The 15,609-nt window shown below is 41.2% G+C and carries 15 protein-coding genes; 13 read left to right on the top strand and 2 right to left on the bottom strand.

Annotated features, from left to right (window positions below; translation table 11 throughout):
• The first annotated feature begins 126 nt into the window (after positions 1-126).
• Positions 127-1,266 (top strand): glycoside hydrolase family 88/105 protein, encoded by a 1,140-nt coding sequence (locus B4N75_RS02775; RefSeq protein ID WP_296667300.1) that lies wholly within the window; start codon positions 127-129, stop codon positions 1,264-1,266.
• Positions 1,267-1,281: 15 nt separating this feature from the next.
• Positions 1,282-1,839: a phosphodiesterase gene (gene yfcE / locus B4N75_RS02770; protein WP_296667297.1), complete on the top strand. Its 558-nt coding sequence runs from the start codon at positions 1,282-1,284 to the stop codon at positions 1,837-1,839.
• 27 nt (positions 1,840-1,866) lie between these two features.
• On the opposite strand, the gene B4N75_RS02765 is transcribed toward yfcE, so the two are convergent.
• Positions 1,867-2,202: an Hpt domain-containing protein gene (locus B4N75_RS02765; protein WP_296019650.1), complete on the bottom strand. Its 336-nt coding sequence runs from the start codon at positions 2,200-2,202 to the stop codon at positions 1,867-1,869.
• Positions 2,203-2,300: 98 nt separating this feature from the next.
• On the opposite strand from B4N75_RS02765, the gene lepB reads away from it, so the two are divergent.
• Positions 2,301-4,067, top strand: coding sequence for a signal peptidase I (lepB, locus tag B4N75_RS02760; protein ID WP_296667294.1), 1,767 nt, complete (start codon positions 2,301-2,303; stop codon positions 4,065-4,067).
• A 109-nt stretch (positions 4,068-4,176) separates the two neighbouring features.
• On the opposite strand, the gene secA is transcribed toward lepB, so the two are convergent.
• The gene (gene secA, locus B4N75_RS02755) at positions 4,177-6,933 is read right to left on the bottom strand and encodes a preprotein translocase subunit SecA (protein WP_296706550.1); all 2,757 of its coding nucleotides are present in this window, start codon (positions 6,931-6,933) and stop codon (positions 4,177-4,179) included.
• A 236-nt stretch (positions 6,934-7,169) separates the two neighbouring features.
• Here secA and B4N75_RS02750 point away from each other — a divergent pair, with 236 nt between their 5' ends.
• The 10 genes from B4N75_RS02750 to B4N75_RS02705 all read left to right on the top strand — a co-directional run bounded on the left by B4N75_RS02750 (position 7,170) and on the right by B4N75_RS02705 (position 15,606).
• On the top strand, positions 7,170-8,396 hold the full coding sequence (locus B4N75_RS02750; RefSeq protein ID WP_414718206.1) for an LIC_12708 family protein: 1,227 nt from the start codon (positions 7,170-7,172) through the stop codon (positions 8,394-8,396).
• A 32-nt stretch (positions 8,397-8,428) separates the two neighbouring features.
• Positions 8,429-8,992 carry a hypothetical protein gene (locus B4N75_RS02745; RefSeq protein WP_296019639.1) on the top strand — a complete coding sequence of 188 codons (564 nt, stop codon included), beginning with the start codon at positions 8,429-8,431 and terminating at the stop codon, positions 8,990-8,992.
• Positions 8,993-9,067: 75 nt separating this feature from the next.
• On the top strand, positions 9,068-9,592 hold the full coding sequence (locus tag B4N75_RS02740; protein WP_296667288.1) for a hypothetical protein: 525 nt from the start codon (positions 9,068-9,070) through the stop codon (positions 9,590-9,592).
• Between the two features lie 32 nt (positions 9,593-9,624).
• A complete protein-coding gene (locus B4N75_RS02735; RefSeq protein ID WP_296019636.1) occupies positions 9,625-10,035 on the top strand; it encodes a (deoxy)nucleoside triphosphate pyrophosphohydrolase in 411 nt (136 codons plus the stop codon).
• A 26-nt stretch (positions 10,036-10,061) separates the two neighbouring features.
• A complete protein-coding gene (locus B4N75_RS02730; protein ID WP_296667286.1) occupies positions 10,062-10,424 on the top strand; it encodes a hypothetical protein in 363 nt (120 codons plus the stop codon).
• A gap of 351 nt (positions 10,425-10,775) precedes the next feature.
• On the top strand, positions 10,776-11,273 hold the full coding sequence (locus B4N75_RS02725; RefSeq protein WP_296667285.1) for a hypothetical protein: 498 nt from the start codon (positions 10,776-10,778) through the stop codon (positions 11,271-11,273).
• A gap of 89 nt (positions 11,274-11,362) precedes the next feature.
• Positions 11,363-13,144, top strand: a complete 1,782-nt coding sequence (locus B4N75_RS02720; RefSeq protein WP_296667283.1) for a carbon starvation CstA family protein — start codon at positions 11,363-11,365, stop codon at positions 13,142-13,144.
• A gap of 413 nt (positions 13,145-13,557) precedes the next feature.
• On the top strand, positions 13,558-14,103 hold the full coding sequence (locus B4N75_RS02715; protein WP_296667278.1) for a fasciclin domain-containing protein: 546 nt from the start codon (positions 13,558-13,560) through the stop codon (positions 14,101-14,103).
• Positions 14,104-14,239: 136 nt separating this feature from the next.
• Positions 14,240-14,506: a hypothetical protein gene (locus tag B4N75_RS02710; RefSeq protein ID WP_296706548.1), complete on the top strand. Its 267-nt coding sequence runs from the start codon at positions 14,240-14,242 to the stop codon at positions 14,504-14,506.
• A 155-nt stretch (positions 14,507-14,661) separates the two neighbouring features.
• Complete coding sequence (locus tag B4N75_RS02705) at positions 14,662-15,606, top strand: hypothetical protein (RefSeq protein ID WP_296706546.1); 945 nt, start codon at positions 14,662-14,664, stop codon at positions 15,604-15,606.
• The last annotated feature ends 3 nt before the right edge of the window (positions 15,607-15,609 follow it).

The following is a 15,609-nucleotide window of genomic DNA, read 5'->3' as shown; positions in this document are numbered from 1 at the left end:
TATAAAATACTTTATGCTATAATATCAAAATATTGTGCCGTTTACAATCTGCATTTAGAAGTGAAAAATTTCTTTGCCGGTAAAAATGGCTTTTTTGAGTTTAATAAGAATTTTGGAGAAAAATAAATGGATGCAGTTGTAATTGAACACTATATTGACGATTTGATGTCTAAATCGACGGCAGAATTTCCTATCTGGAATATCGAAAAAGCCCGGGCCGGAAAAAAATCTGGCTGGGATTATATCGACGGCTGCATGATTATGGCTTTGCTTGAAATTTACAGCACAAGCGGTGACAAAAAGTATCTTGATTTTTGCGATTACTATGAAGATTACAGAATCCACGATGACGGAACAATTGACGGTTACGACAAAAACACCTGGAACTGCGATGAGCTCAACGGCGGAAAAAATCTCTTTGTTTTGTACCGCTACACAAATAAAGAAAAATACAAAAAGGCCTTGGATCGTCTTTACGAACAGGTAAAAGACCAGCCGCGCACTGCCGAAGGAAATTTCTGGCATAAGCAGATTTATCCGAATCAGGTTTGGCTTGACGGTCTTTACATGGCTCAGCCTTTTTACATGGAATACGAAAAGCTTTTCAATAATTCAAAAAACATAGAAGATACTTACAACCAGTTTTTCAATGTTTACAAAATTATGCGCGATCCAAAGACAGGACTTTACTATCACGGTTATGACAGTTCAAAAAAAATGTTCTGGGCTGACAAAAAAACCGGCTTGAGCAAAAATTTCTGGCTTCGTTCGCTCGGCTGGTTCAGCATGGCGCTTTTGGATACGCTTAATATTGCTCCTGACCGCGGAAGCGAAAACTGGAACAAATTAAAGGGCATTTTCATTGACTTGTGCGAAAGCATGCTTAAATTTCAGGACAAAAGCGGAATGTGGTGGCAGGTTCCAAATTATCCAGGAAAAGGAAAGAATTATCTGGAGACCTCTGGTTCTGCAATTTTTGCATATTCACTTTTAAAAGGCTACCGCACAAAAATTCTTGAAGACAAAAAATTTCAGGAAGCAGGAATCAGGGCTTTTGAAGGAATTTGCGACAAATATCTGAATACTGATTCTGGACGTTTGAGCCTTGGAGGAATCTGTCTTGTTGCAGGTTTAGGCCCGGAAAAAGATTTGCGCCGCGACGGAACATTTGATTATTATATGAGTGAACCGATTGTTCAGGACGATGCGAAAGGTGTAGGACCATTCCTTCTTGCTTACAACGAATACAAACAGATAAAAAAATAAAAATCGGGGTAAAATATGAAGTATCTGGTGATTTCGGATATTCACGGAAGCGCAGAGAGCCTGGAAAAAGCGCTTGATTGTTTTGGAAAACAGGCTGATTATCTTTTGCTTTGCGGAGATTATCTGAATCACGGGCCTCGCAATCCTTTGCCGGAAGGCTGGAATCCTAAAAAAGTTGCTTCGGTTTTGAACGAAAACAAGGGGCGGATTATCTGCGTTCGCGGAAACTGCGATGCAGAAGTTGACGAAATGGTGCTCGAATTTCCGTGTCTTGCCGCCTATACGACAGTTTTTGATTCAAACAGAAGAGTTTTTGTTCACCACGGACATCTTTACAATCGCGAAAAACTAGAGAACTGGCTTCCAAAAGGGACTTTGATTGTAAGCGGACATACCCATGTTACTGTTTTGGAAGAAAGCAGCGGCTTTTACTATTTTAATCCCGGTTCGATAAGCCTTCCAAAATGCGATGACGGAAAAACCTGCGGACTTATTGATATAAGTTCCGATGGCAAAATAAAAGCCGGACTTTATACAATCGAAGGAAAGTTTTTAAGAAGCCTTGATTTTTAACAGGAGCTTATCAGCCGGCGGGTCTTGTCAGCTGGCTTCCTTTTGAATTGTTTTTAAGCTTTCTGAATAACATTCACAAAAATCATTTGTCAGTTTTTGAGCTTCTCCTGTAGTTTTTTCGCGCAGGACATCTTCCAAGTTTTGGCCGATTTGCGCAAGTTTCTCCATTGCGAGTTGTCTTGCCGCTCCTTTTACCCGATGGACGTACGAAGCCGCTTCTCCATTTTTTTTGGAGAGAACAAGTTCATTCAGTTTTTCTGGCGAAAACTCGACGCTCAAAAAGGCCTGGATTAAAATTGACAGAAGCTCGCTGTCATTTCCGACCATTTCTAAGGCAATCTTTTTATTAAAAATTTCGGACATATCTTTATTCCATTTTTATAGATTTTTAATTCAATTTTTTTTATGCAGATTTTCTTTAGAGTAGTCTGTTTATTTTATTTTTGCTATACTTTTTTATCATGAATAAAGATAAATTAAAAGTTTTGTCCCTTGCAGCCGTTTTTTCGTCTGCAATTTTTTCTGTTTTGTGTTTTTCAGTGTCTTTGGACGTTTCTTTGACGGCGTTTCCGCTTGCATTGATTTTTACAGGCGTTCTTTTTTGGGCTGGTTATAGCCAGCTTTTTGGAAAGAAAGATTTGCGTTTTATAAGCGTTTTCCGTACACTTTTGCAGTATGAGCCTTATGTCCTTTTAATTGCCTTTGTTTTGCGCCGGGCGGGAAATCACGGAACTTTTTATCTTATCGATTTAATTGAAGTTGTTTTCTGGTGTGTTGCAAGTGTTTTGTCTTTGTGGATTCTTTATTGTCTTAATCCAAAGAGAATTGCCAAAATTGACGAAAACTGGAAGAAATTTATAAACGAGAATTCGATTGGAACAAAAAAAGGAATCAAGAGAATTGCTTTTGAATGTTTGAGCTGGGTTGACGCTCTTGTGCAGGCCGTTTTTATGGTTTTGCTTTTGAACATTTTTATCGTCCAGCTTTATGAGATTCCTTCCGAGTCGATGGTTCCAGAATTTTTGATAAGGGATCGCGTTGTTGTTTTTAAGACTGCGAGCGGTCCCAAATTCCCGCTTTCGGAAGTTGGACTTCCTTATGTAAAAAAGTATAAGCGCGGCGACATTGTTGTTTTTAGAAATCCTCACTATTCAAACGACAGAAAAAGCGAGGTACGGACATTCTTGAGCCAGATTGTATACATGTGCACTTTGACGACGGTAAATCTGAACGTTGATGAAGGCGGCAATCCAAAAGCAGATCCTCTTGTAAAAAGAATTGCCGGTGTTCCTGGGGAGCAGCTTATGATGCAGGACGGAATTCTTTATTCGCGGACAAAGGCAAGCGACGAATGGAAGGTTGTTGAACAGGATGCAAAATATGCAGAATGGAATTTAAATACTGTAAAAAATTCAATCAAGCGCGGACTTACAAGAGAAAGTTATGTTGTAGGCCAGGAAGAATATGATTCTATGATTGAATGTGAAAAACAGCGCAATGCTTTTGACATAAAGCTCTTTGAAATAGAGGCAAAGTCGATTTCCAAGAGTTTTGAAAAAATCTTTGCAGCTTATTCTTCAGAAAAGCAGAATAACAGTCTGGATGTTCTTTTTACGGACAAATATCTTTTTGAAAATTCCCTTTTTGCGCAGCATTATTTTTATGCGCAGGCTCTTCTTTCAAATAAAGACGGGGCAAAAAGCTTTGAGCGCTTTATGACTGCCTGGACGGAAAATGCGGATTTTAATTTTAACGGAGATCTTTACTCAGAAGCAAATTTTAAGCTTAACCTTATGATAAAAAAAGTTGCTGGAAGACTGTTCTTGAGGGATGCTCAGCTTCTTGCTGCAGGTAAAAACATAGAGCAGGTTAAGTCTGATTCTCAAATTCAGGAACTATTGAAAACTGCGGCAATGCTAAACTCTTATGCATTTTTGATGGACAGACGCAATATGCCTGTTTTTCCGGCAAACGACAAAGACGGCAATCCTCAGTATATTCCGCAGAATTGCTATTTTATGATGGGCGACAACCGCTTTAATTCGCTTGATATGCGCCATTCTTATGACAACTGGCTTGCGCCTCTTACAAGTTTAGACCCGGTTTCTGTAACTTATTACTCGGATATTTCTCCGCAGTATGTAAACCGCTCTAAAATTCTCGGAACTACGAGCTACAGGTTCTGGCCATTGAATAGACGCGGAGTTCCCGGCCATACAGGAAAATAAAACGGCTTAGGGGCAGTAAGGGCTCGCAAAGTGTTATGCACGTAACCCTGAATGACCCGGCCTGCCGTGCTTGCACGGCAGGAAAGCCCTAAATTTTTATAAAGTTTTTTTAGCGTCCGTGGCACTGTTTGTATTTTTTGCCGCTTCCGCAAGGACAAGGATCGTTTCTTCCGACTTTTGGAATTGTGCGGCGGACTGTAACACTCTGTCCTTGACGGCCGTTTACCATTACTCTGCTTGCAGCCTGTCTGCTCTGATGCGCATTTACACCGTCCGCTGCCTGGCCCATGCTCTGCGCTTGCTGATGCTGGGCGTTCATCTGAATGTTGCGCTGCGCCGGCTGTGGAGCTGGATTTATCTGAATGCGCACTTTGAATACTCTGCCTGCAATTGTGAGGCGGATGGTTTCGAGCATATCTTCGAATGCGTTAAAACCGTCTATTTTGTATTCTGTGAGCGGATTCTTTGATGAGTAAGAGCGAAGGTGAACTGCTTCTCTTAAGCCGTCCAAAAATTCGAGCTGGTCGAGCCATTTTTTGTCGATTAACTGCAAATACTGGTAGCGGATAAACATATTGAACTGTTCGTGTCCAACGAGAGATTCTTTTTCTGTCAGATCGTTCTGGAGAAGCGCCATAACTTTTTCTTTTGAAACATCTTCCGCCGGAAGCTGGACTCCGAAATTTTCGCGGATTTGTGTCAAAAGAGTGGTGAGTCCGTTTTTGCGGTTGTGTGAATATTCTTCAAACCACTGGTCAAGATAGTCCTGAGCCGTGAGCATTATGCGTTCTGAGAGTTTTTCGTCCGAAAGAATTCCATCGCGCTGTTCGTAGATATATTCACGCTGGTCGTTTAAAACATCGTCGTAGTCGATAAGGTTCTTACGGATTTCAAAGTTGCGCTCTTCTACTTTTTTCTGTGCGTTTTCGATTCCTTTTGTAAGCCATGGATGATAAATCGGTTCTCCTGGTTCCATTCCGATTCTTGTCATGATGTGCTTCATTCTCTCACCGCCAAACAGGCGCATAAGGTCGTCGTCCATCGAAATGAAGAATTTTGAGCGTCCAGGATCTCCCTGACGTCCAGAGCGTCCGCGCAGCTGGTTGTCGATACGGCGGGATTCGTGGCGCTCTGAGCCGATTACGTAAAGACCGCCGAGAGATTTTACTTCTTCGTAATCTTTTTGCCACTTTTCTTTTTCTGCGATAACTGCTTCTTTTAGCTGTTCTGGAGTTGCGTTTGTTCCAACTCGTTTTAGTGCGCGAGATTCGTAGCTTCCGCCGAGTTTAATATCAGTACCGCGTCCTGCCATGTTTGTTGCTACAGTAACAGCGCCCTTTGCGCCGGCTTCTGCAATGATGAGGGCTTCGCGCGCGTGGTTCTTTGCATTCAAAACTTCGTGCCTGATACCTGCGCGGGTAAGGAGGGCGGACAGATGTTCTGATTTTTCAACCGAAACCGTGCCGACAAGAATAGGCTGGCCTTTTTCGTGGGCGGTCTTGATTTCTTTAACGATTGCGTTCCACTTGTCTTCTTCGTTGAGATAAACTTCGTCCTGCTCGTCAATGCGGGCAACAGGAAGGTTTGTTGGAATTGCAACAACGTCGAGCTTGTAAATTTTTGAAAATTCAACAGCTTCTGTCTGAGCCGTGCCTGTCATACCAGACAATTTGTCGTACATGCGGAAAAAATTCTGGAATGTGACGGTTGCCATAGTGCGGTTGCGCTGGGCGATTTTTACGTGTTCTTTTGCCTCGATTGCCTGGTGCAGACCGTCAGAGTATCGTCTTCCTTCGAGAATACGTCCTGTAAATTCGTCTACAATCTGAACTTGACCGTCTTTTACAACATAGTCAACATCGTTCTGATAGAGAAGGTGCGCGCGAAGCGCCTGTGTAAAGTAGTGTAAAAATTCAAAGTTTTGCTCGTCCTGGAGTTTTGTTCCTGGCTGAATCAAATTGTGCTGATGAAGAATCTTTTCGATATGATCCATGCCCTTGTCTGTAAAGGAAACTCTTTTTGATTTTTCATCAATTTTGTAGTCGCCTTCCATTGCGGCACGCTCTTCCGGAGTCATCTGAACTTCGTCCGGATAGTCGTCCGTCGCAGGGTCTTTTGCAACTTCGGTAAATTCGCCGACATATTTGTCAACTTCGTAATATTTGTAAGTGTCGTCTTCTCCAGCGCCAGAAATAATAAGAGGGGTTCTGGCTTCATCAATGAGGATGGAGTCGATTTCGTCTACGATACAATAGTTGAATCCGCGCTGAACTTTTTGTTTAAGCTCAACCTGCATGTTGTCGCGCAGGTAGTCAAAGCCGAATTCATTGTTTGTTCCGTAAGTGACGTCGCAGGCATAAGCTTCGCGGCGAGCCGCATTGTCCATATTGGAAAGAATCGCGCCGACAGTACAACCGAGGTAGGCAAAAACCGGGCGCATTGTGTTTGCGTCGCGTTCTGCAAGGTAATCGTTTACAGTAACGACATGCACGCCTTTTCCAGAAAGCGCGTTCAGATACGAAGGAGCAACGGCAACAAGAGTTTTACCTTCACCAGTCTTCATTTCTGTAATGCGGCCCATGTGCAGGTTGATAGAGCCCATAACCTGAACGTCATAAGCGCGCTCGCCTCTTACACGGAAAGCAGCTTCGCGGCAAAGAGCAAAGGCTTCTGGAAGAATATCATCAAGCGACTCACCTTTTGCAAGGCGTTCCTTAAAAATCTGTGTCTGTTTTGGAAAGTCTTCTGCGGCCAGAGATTTTGCCCATTCTTCTTTTGCATTGACCTGTTCAACGATTGGTCTTAACTTTTTTACATCACGGTCATTCTGAGAACCGAAAATTGCAGTGAAAATTTTGTCTAACATAATGTTTATAGTATAATAAAAAAACTGCTTAAAGAATAGAAAAAAAACGCAAAAAATTGACCAATGCCGATTTTTTTAACGAAATGGACGGCAGTTTGCGTTCTAACCGGCCTTGCGCAGTTCCGCTTTTGCTCCATTGGCTATGCCAACGCTGCGCGCTGCTCCAGTCCGGCGTAAGTTTTGCCGTATCAGATACATTGACGGTCTTTGCTCAATTTTATATTCTTTTTTTTACAATGCAAAGAAAAATTTCAAAAATATGTTTTTTTACCTTTCTGGCTTTAAGTTTTTTAAGCGCGTTTTCGTGCGCCCGCTCAAATTCTGTGGCTTCGATTAACGAAAAAGACCTTTTTACAATAAATTACGGCAGTTTTGAAGACGAGTTAAATCTCTTTAATTTAAGTACATCCGGCTCAATAAACACGTTTATGACTATGCACGACGGTTTTTTTTATATTGCAAACGGCGAGTCAAAAAAAATCCTCGAGCTTAATTCCTATGGCGAGCTTCTGACTCTTTATTACAACAGCGAATACACAAAAACTCCTTCTTTTGCAGACAAGGCTTCTGTAAATTCAACTAAAAAAGCGGTTGAATATCCTTTTAACACTCTTGGCCCTCTTGCGGTAGATTCCAACAAATGCCTTTACGCAGTTGACACTCTTCCTGCGGAGCGCCAGGAAAACGACATAGAAAACAGGCTTCTCTTAAGCTACATTGTCCTGCGTTTTAACAGCGATGGAACTTTTATTGATTATCTTGGACAGCAGGGGCCAGGCGGAACTCCGTTTCCGTTTATAAAAAATATCTATGCCACAAAAAACAACGAGCTTGTTGTTGTATGCGAATCGAACGAAGGACCTCTTGTCTACTGGTTCAATTCTTCCGGCTTTTTGCTTTATTCGGTTCCGTTTAACGAAAAACTTGTTCCAAAGCTTAAGGACTTAAATGATTCTGAAAATATAAATTTTATTTCGATTGAAAATGTAATTCCTGACAGCGTTTCCCGAAAACTCTATGTCCAGGTAAATTATTTTCAAAACTATCTCGATCCGGCTACAAAAGTACAGTCGGGCATCGATTTTGAAAAAACAATGCTTTATCCTCTCAACGTAGAAACCGGACTTTATGAAGAAGGGCTTGATATTCCTCCTCACGAGGAATCGGTTTCGGAAAATCTGAGCAAAGAAGTTTTTTCTATTCCTTTTGACTTTTTGGGCGTTACAGACGGAGGCTGGTTTTTCTTTTCTGTTCCGACAGAAAAAGGCTATTTGATTCAGATGGTGCAGCCGAGCGGACAGAAAATTTTAAAACGCTCGCTTCCAGTTGAGCACAGCGAGATTCTGTATTATTCGCTTGGACTCAGCGGAAACGGAATTATAAGCGCTCTTTACATAAAAAAAGAAAAGGCCGAAATCGTATGGTGGCGCACAGATTCTCTTGTTTCTTCATTTATGAACTAGAATGAATTAAAAACGCGGTTTTTGGAAGAATTATGGATTTTAGCAGAAAAAAAGAAGCCAGAGGCGAAAGCGAGGAAGACAAAATGGTCTTTTACTACAGTCGCGAAGAAAGGCTAAAAAATGCTCCTCAAGAAGTGCAGAACCTTTACGACGGAACATTTAAGGTTTTTAAGCCGGGACTTTTTAAGGCTCTTGTTTCGACAAAAACAAACAGGCTTGTCTTTATGGCGCTCATAATCTGCTTTTTACTCGTAGTTTTTCTTGGATTTTTTAACAGGCAAAACGAAAATATTTTGGGCGGAGTTCCCATTGAGCTTACAGCCTTTTCCTTTGAAGAAACTGTCTACGTGAGCGTAAAATTTGAAGAGCCGTCAAAAAAATACAAAATTGAAAATCCGCTGAATTTTGATGTGGGCATTGAATTTCTGGATGCGCAAAAAAATGTTGTTGAAAAGCGCGTGGAACTGAATATTTATAACGGGAATGAAAATTTTTTACGGACAACTATCCATGATTATGATATATTTTATATAAATGTAGAAATTTTTCTTGATGGAAAATCCGTCAATTTAAAATGTCCAGTTGAAAAACGCTAAAAATTTTACGGAGAACTTAAAAAAGCCAATCATAAAACTGAAGTTTTAATCTTGACTTTCTATAGGAGTTAAAAAATGTTACAGATTTATTTTCTTTCGATTTTATTGAATGTTGTTGCAGGTCTTATTCTTGTTTATGCCACCGACTTTACAGCAAAAAAAAGCGAAGCGGCAGAAGAAATTGATGCAGAAAATCATGATTCTGAAGTTGAAAAAAATTCTAGTGATTCGACAGAAAGCGAAGACGATTCTGTTTTTGACAAAAAGCTTCAGTTTGCAATCAATTCAAAAGGTACTTTTTTTGACGATATGACTTTCCGGCTTGTAGTTGCAATTTTGTCCGGACTTACTGGAATCTTAAAGCTTCTTTCGGCAGTTCAGAACGATGTTCCTGTAATTGGAGATTTGATTCCTGCTGTTGCCGGACTTGCGGCCTGCTTTGCGCTTTTAATTGAATTCTATATTCAAAAGTCAAATGTTGAATTAAAATTTCCGGCGTTTTTAACGACTGTTTTTATAGGCGGAAGAAAATATCTTGGAATTTTCTGCATAATTGCCGGAGTCCTGCATTTTATCTTTCCACGTGTTCTTTTTCTGTAAAAAACTGATTTTATTGGAGCTATATAAAAAAAATGAATAAAAAATCGATTGCCTGCATTGCTTTTAACGAAAAAAAAGTTTTTATTGCACATAGAAATCCTGTCGGGCAGATGGGCGGCCGCTGGGAATTTCCGGGCGGAAAAGTTGAAGACGGGGAAACGGACGAGCAGTCGATAATCCGCGAATTTGAAGAAGAATTCGGCGTAAGGGTGAGTGTCGATAAAAAAATTGCGGAAGCGACGTTTAAGCATAACGGCGACGATTTTTCTTTGCATGCGTATCTTATACATCTTCCGCACGACGGAATGACGGAAAAATTTAATTTGACAGAACACACCGAGTACCGCTGGGCTGAGCTTGCAGAGATTCCGACTTTGAATTTTGTAGATTCTGACTTGCTTATTTATCCTCAGATTTGCAAGTTTTTGGCAGACAGCCTTTAATATTGAAGATTTGCCAGGTTTTATCGATGAAAAAAAATTTTCTTTTTTGCGCGTTTATTTTTGGTTCTTTAGTTTTTATTTCCTGCTCAAAAAAAAATGAAAAAATTCAATTTGACAGCCTTGAACCTATGGCGATTGAACCTGGAGTTGAATGGCTTTTGGTAACTTCTCCTTATACAGCCTGCCATAAAGAAGCCGGATATGAAAATCCTGTCGAAAGTTATTTGCGCCGTGGCGAAATCAGGGTTGTAGAAGGAAGCTCGACAGTAAAAATTGACGATAATTACGAAAAATGGTTTTTTGTAAAGGAAGGCTGGATTCCTGAAAACTGCGCAAAAATTTTTTCAAATAAATTGCGTGCGCAGACTGCTAAAAGCGAACTGCGCTAGAGTGTGTGCGTGCAAGCACGCTGCGAGATTTTGCTGGCGCAAAACTCGGATTTGAACTGTTCGCTAAAAGCGAACCGCGCTAGAGAGTGTGCGTGCAGGCACGCTGCGAGATTTTGCTTACGCAAAACTCGGATTTGAACTGTTCGCTAAAGCGAACCGCGCTAGAGGATGGAGCGGTGAGCGTAGCGAAAACAAAGGCTTGCCTTTGGTCGGAGGCGAAAGCCGTAGCCGCGGAATACTCGGTCTGCCTTATGGCAGAAGCGCCCGTAAAATTATAAATAAAACTGAAATTTAACGACACTTAAGAAGTTTACTATTTATTAAATTTTATAAAAATGGTATTACATAACTATGGACAGCAAAAAAGTTCTGGAAAAGTTGCTTGACTCTTTTAAAAGATACTACGACTTGAATACTGAAAATCCTGTCAGCCCTTTTGTTGCGACTGCGGAATTTCATTCTCACACGGAGCAGTACATGCTCTTGAAAATCGCGCATCTTTCGGACATTTATACTCATGAGTACGTTTATTTTGCGCTCGAAAAAGAATTGTCGGCCGAGCGTTTGGCGGAACTTGCAGAGCTTGCCTGGAACGACGGAATTTCAAAGGTTAAGCCGGTTGAAGGGCACAAAACTTCTGACGTTACTTTGATTGTGCTTGCTGAAAAAACTTGTGGCGAAGTTCTGAAAACTTGCAGAAAAATAAAAAAGCACAAATCTTATAATTTTACTTTTCGGGGATGGAGTGATTTGAGACTGGCTGTAATGGATCTTTCTTGCGGAAGTTTTGCGGTAAATAGGCTTGCAGGGCATTTGAAGAAGGTCTTTAAGCAAATTATTTTTATTTAATAAAAATTGCCTTGATTTTGAACTGCTCAGTTTTGACGGTTTTTAGGTGATTTTTGAAAAAAGTTTTTTTCCAATGGAGGGAAAAGATTATGACAGCTTTATTGATTATTATTGCTGCTCTTGCTTTGCTTTTTGCCGGATATGTTTTTTATGGCGCTTATCTGGCAAAACAGTGGGGAATTGATCCTAAAAAATCAACTCCGGCGAATTTTATGCCTGACGGCGTTGACTATGTTGAGACAAAGCCTGCCGTTTTGATGGGACACCATTTTTCTTCGATTGCTGGCGCAGGCCCGATTAACGGTCCGATTATGGCCGCAGTTTTTGGCTGGGTTCCTGTATTTTTGTGGTGCGTTATTGGCGGTATTTTCTTTGGCGGTTTGCAAGATTACGGTTCGCTCTTTGCTTCAATTCGCAACGAAGGAAAATCAATTGGCGAGATTATCAAAACATCGATGGGAAAATTTGCTAAAAAACTGTTCATTATTTTTTCGCTTCTCGTTTTGATTCTTGTAATTGCTTCGTTTGTAAATGTTGTAGCAAGCACTTTCTTTACTCCAGCCCTTACTGCGCAGCAGGTTGCAGACGGAGTAAAAGAAGCCGGTCTTTTTGTTCTTCATCCTACTGAAAACCAGACGACTGCAATGATTTCTGTCTGCTTTATTATTCTTGCTGTAATCTACGGACTTGCTACAAACCGCTTTGGTGTAAAAACTCTTCCTGCGACAATCGCCGGAATTATTGCAATTGTTGGAATTATTGTTCTTGGGTTGAATGTTGGTCTTGGCGGCGGACGCGTAACTTGGATTGTTGTTATTGCCCTTTACATTGCCCTGGCTTCTCTTATTCCTGTATGGATTATGCTGCAGCCTCGCGACTATCTTTCTTCGTTCTTGCTTTATGCAATGATTCTTCTTGCTCTTGCCGGAATCGTAGTTTCTGCCTTTACCGGCTCAGCTCGCGGTGTTCATTTTGAGCTTCCTGCTTTTACAGGCTGGACACAGTCAATCGGACATATGTTCCCGGCTCTCTTTATTACAGTTGCCTGCGGCGCTTGCTCTGGCTTCCATTCTCTTATTGCTTCTGGAACTACTTCTAAGCAGCTTGATGCTGAACAGAACGCAAGGCCAATCGCTTACGGTTCTATGCTGATTGAGTCTGCTCTTGGTGTAATTTCTTTGATTGCTCTTGGCATGGTTTCTGGAAAATTTATGCACGTAGAAAACGGAATATGGTCGTTTAATGGTTCTCCTGCCACAGCTTTTGGAAACGGAATTGCAATTATGTTCGGAGATTCTTCGACACGAATTTATAGAATAATCAATGCGCTTTTGACGCTTTCTATTTCTGTATTTGCGCTTACAAGCCTTGATTCTGCAACTAGACTTTCGCGTTTTATGTTCTCGGAACTCTTCTTGAATGAAGATGAAAAAACATGGAAAGATGCAAAATCTCCAGTCCGCAAAATCCTTGCAAATCCGTTTTTTGGAACAACAATGATGGTTGTGATTGGTTCAATCCTTGGAGGACTTAAACTATCTGCAATTTGGTCGCTGTTTGGCTCTGCAAACCAGCTTCTTGCAGGAATTGCTCTTCTTGCAGTTGCGGCATGGCTTGGAAAAGCCGGTAAAAACAATAAAATGTTCTTTATTCCAATGGCATTTATGTTGGCTGCGACTTTGACACAGCTTATCTTTACTGTTGTTGGAAAAATCTCTGCAATGGTAAGACACGCGCCAAACGCAATGCATTGGGGCAACTGGTTCCAGCTTATATTTGCGTTTGCAATGGCGGTTTTGGCAATCGTGCTTGTGGTTGAAGGTGTAAAAACTTTCGTAGCCCAGCACAACGCTAAAAAAGCCAATGCCTAGGCTGTAAAAAAATAAAAATAAAAATAATAAAAATCAAAAATCCCCGGCTCTCCTTAAATAAAAAGGGAAGAGCCGGGGATTTTTTTTACGCTAAGTTAGAAAAAAATGCGTTAATGAAAGGTTTGAGCGGAAAATTTACCCCGGACAAGAGTGGCGGCGTAGCCGTTGCGGAACGGAGCAATGCGAAGTGCGGCAATGAAGCCGAAAGGCGGAACCACGGCTGGCCGGATATGACGGAAAATTGCGGTTCAAATTTAAAATCTTTGCATAATCTTGACATTTTCAATAAAAAGTCTTGAAACGCTGACTGTAGGATTGTCTTATCAAAAAACGGAGGAGACGGAATAGATGCTTGAGCGTTGAAGTCCGTTGTTTTTTAGAATCCAAAACGTTTTTTTGATAAGGAAAAAACTATGAAAAGACTTACAGTTGTTATCGGTGTTGCTGCTTTGGTTTCGGCAGGACTTTTTGCGCAGGAATTGGCTTCTTCTCCGATTTCAGATGCTGGCGCTGCAGCTGGATTGAATGTCCAGAACGAGGCTGCTCCGGCTGACGACGGCGTTCTTTCGGCTCAGGAAATTTCAAAGTCGATTGAGGAAGTTGACGGAATCAAGGTTTTTGCAGAAGTCCTCAAAAATTCTTCTGACACAGTTGCTTCTGTAGTTTCGGCTTCTGGCGTTACTGTTCTTGCTCCGGTTGACACAGTTGCTGATTCTGAAAAAATTTCAAAGAACATTGCCGACTACATTGTTCCTGAAAAACTTACAAAGGAAAATTTGGAATCAAAAAATTCTGTTCAGACTCTTTCTGGAAAAGTTCTTCCAGTCGAAGTTTCCGACACTGCGATTCTGATTGACAATGTTGAGATTTCGGATTTTTCTTCCAGCGCGGATGACAAGGTTGCGGTCTGCCGTCTTTCAGGAGATTTCAGCGAGAAAAGCCTTGCGCTTGCTGAGTAGAAAAAAATTGGGAAACATTACTGTCATTCCCTTGCTTGACAAGGGAATCTGTTTAGAAATTATCCGGTCAAGCCGGATAATGACAAAGTAATATGTCAGATAATGAAATTAAAACTATAAATAAGAGGAAGAAAAAATGAAAACAACAAAGAAAATTTTTATCGCCGTATCAATGGTTGCGTTTGCCGCAATGATGTTCTCTTGCGCCGGAACGAAAAAAACAGAAGCTGCTGTAGATTCAAATGCTGCTGCACAGGAAAATGTTCCTGAAACTTCTTTTTCTGAAACAAAAGCCTTAGAAACACAAAACTCACAGGCTGCCAGTGACAATGCAGATTCTGCTGCTCCGACAGAAAATGTTCCTGCTGAAAATACGCAGGCAGAAGAGGAGGGGGCTCTGTAAAATAATAATACTTGAAAGTTCATATTTAACCGTTGTTTCTTTAGCAGGACTAAATATGTCTCCGTTTTAGCCCTGCTTTTTTTATTTGTCTTGAAACCGTTTTTTTGTATTTGTATAATTTTTAATGAGAATTTTTTATGGAGACTTAAGAAAAAATGAAATCATCTCGTTTTTTTTGTTTGGCGTTTGCATCTTTTTTTATTTTTGGAGGCGCAGAAGTTTTTCCGCAAAACACGGTTTCAGTTTCAAAAAATACATTGGCTACCTCTCCTGAATTCAGCGGCTCGCCGGTTTCCGTCACAGAATACCGCGGGGCTTCTCCAGACACGTTAAAAAAATACAGCGTTCTTGAATTTGCGGACGGGCGGATTTTTAAGGAAACTCAGTTCAACGACGACGGCTCGGAAAAAACTATTGTCGGGCGGAAATTCCTTGAGGACGGAAAGATTTCAGAAATCACCGGGCTTGACTCGTCAAAAAACGTGAAGTGGCGTTATTCCTACGGCTACGGCGAAAAAGGTCTTCTTGCAAGCGAGACTTCTTATTCAGGAAGCGGCGAGATTGAGTGGCGCGCGGAATATTTCTACAACGAAAAATCCCGGCTTTCTGAATGCAAGACTTATTCATCGGCAGGCGCGCTGAACTTTACTGAAAAATACATCTACACGGAAGACGGACGGATAAAAGATTATTCCTCGTTCTATGCGGACGGAAAACTTTTCAAGCGTGTTGAATATATCTACAATGCGGACTCAACTTTGGCTCAGGAAAAAAACTACGATGCAAGCGGATTTTACGAGAGCGTGAACTATTCGTATTCAAACGGAAAGGCTTCTTCAATAAAAACGCTCGGCGCGGACGGAAGCCTGAAGACTGAGGAGACACGGACTTTTTCCGCAGGAAATATGATTCGCTCGGTTCTTAAAAATGCGGAAGGAAAAACCGTTTCCGAAAAAGAATTCTTCTACGACTGGAACGGAAACTGTGCGATGGAAAAAAATCCGTCTGGAATAATCATGCGGAATTTCCAGTACAATGCGCCTGTTTCATCTTTGGCTTCGTCTCCTTCTTCATCTTCACTTGAAAAAAAGGAAAACTGAAAA

Source organism: Treponema sp. UBA7570, from assembly GCA_002477955.1.
Classification (GTDB): Bacteria; Spirochaetota; Spirochaetia; order Treponematales; family Treponemataceae; genus Treponema_D.
The sequence above is the reverse complement of the archived record's forward strand: the minus strand, read 5'-3'. Positions and strand labels throughout refer to the sequence as shown.

Excerpts from the sequence above, each read along its gene's own strand:
- B4N75_RS02710 (WP_296706548.1), top strand. The coding sequence starts at position 14,240 with ATGAAAACAACAAAGAAAATTTTTATCGCCGTATCAATGGTTGCGTTT.
- lepB (WP_296667294.1), top strand. The coding sequence starts at position 2,301 with ATGAATAAAGATAAATTAAAAGTTTTGTCCCTTGCAGCCGTTTTTTCG.
- B4N75_RS02735 (WP_296019636.1), top strand. The coding sequence starts at position 9,625 with ATGAATAAAAAATCGATTGCCTGCATTGCTTTTAACGAAAAAAAAGTT.
- B4N75_RS02725 (WP_296667285.1), top strand. The coding sequence starts at position 10,776 with ATGGACAGCAAAAAAGTTCTGGAAAAGTTGCTTGACTCTTTTAAAAGA.
- B4N75_RS02745 (WP_296019639.1), top strand. The coding sequence starts at position 8,429 with ATGGATTTTAGCAGAAAAAAAGAAGCCAGAGGCGAAAGCGAGGAAGAC.
- B4N75_RS02740 (WP_296667288.1), top strand. The coding sequence starts at position 9,068 with ATGTTACAGATTTATTTTCTTTCGATTTTATTGAATGTTGTTGCAGGT.
- secA (WP_296706550.1), bottom strand. The coding sequence starts at position 6,933 with ATGTTAGACAAAATTTTCACTGCAATTTTCGGTTCTCAGAATGACCGT.
- B4N75_RS02705 (WP_296706546.1), top strand. The coding sequence starts at position 14,662 with ATGAAATCATCTCGTTTTTTTTGTTTGGCGTTTGCATCTTTTTTTATT.
- B4N75_RS02720 (WP_296667283.1), top strand. The coding sequence starts at position 11,363 with ATGACAGCTTTATTGATTATTATTGCTGCTCTTGCTTTGCTTTTTGCC.
- yfcE (WP_296667297.1), top strand. The coding sequence starts at position 1,282 with ATGAAGTATCTGGTGATTTCGGATATTCACGGAAGCGCAGAGAGCCTG.
- B4N75_RS02715 (WP_296667278.1), top strand. The coding sequence starts at position 13,558 with ATGAAAAGACTTACAGTTGTTATCGGTGTTGCTGCTTTGGTTTCGGCA.
- B4N75_RS02730 (WP_296667286.1), top strand. The coding sequence starts at position 10,062 with ATGAAAAAAAATTTTCTTTTTTGCGCGTTTATTTTTGGTTCTTTAGTT.
- B4N75_RS02775 (WP_296667300.1), top strand. The coding sequence starts at position 127 with ATGGATGCAGTTGTAATTGAACACTATATTGACGATTTGATGTCTAAA.
- B4N75_RS02765 (WP_296019650.1), bottom strand. The coding sequence starts at position 2,202 with ATGTCCGAAATTTTTAATAAAAAGATTGCCTTAGAAATGGTCGGAAAT.
- B4N75_RS02750 (WP_414718206.1), top strand. The coding sequence starts at position 7,170 with ATGCAAAGAAAAATTTCAAAAATATGTTTTTTTACCTTTCTGGCTTTA.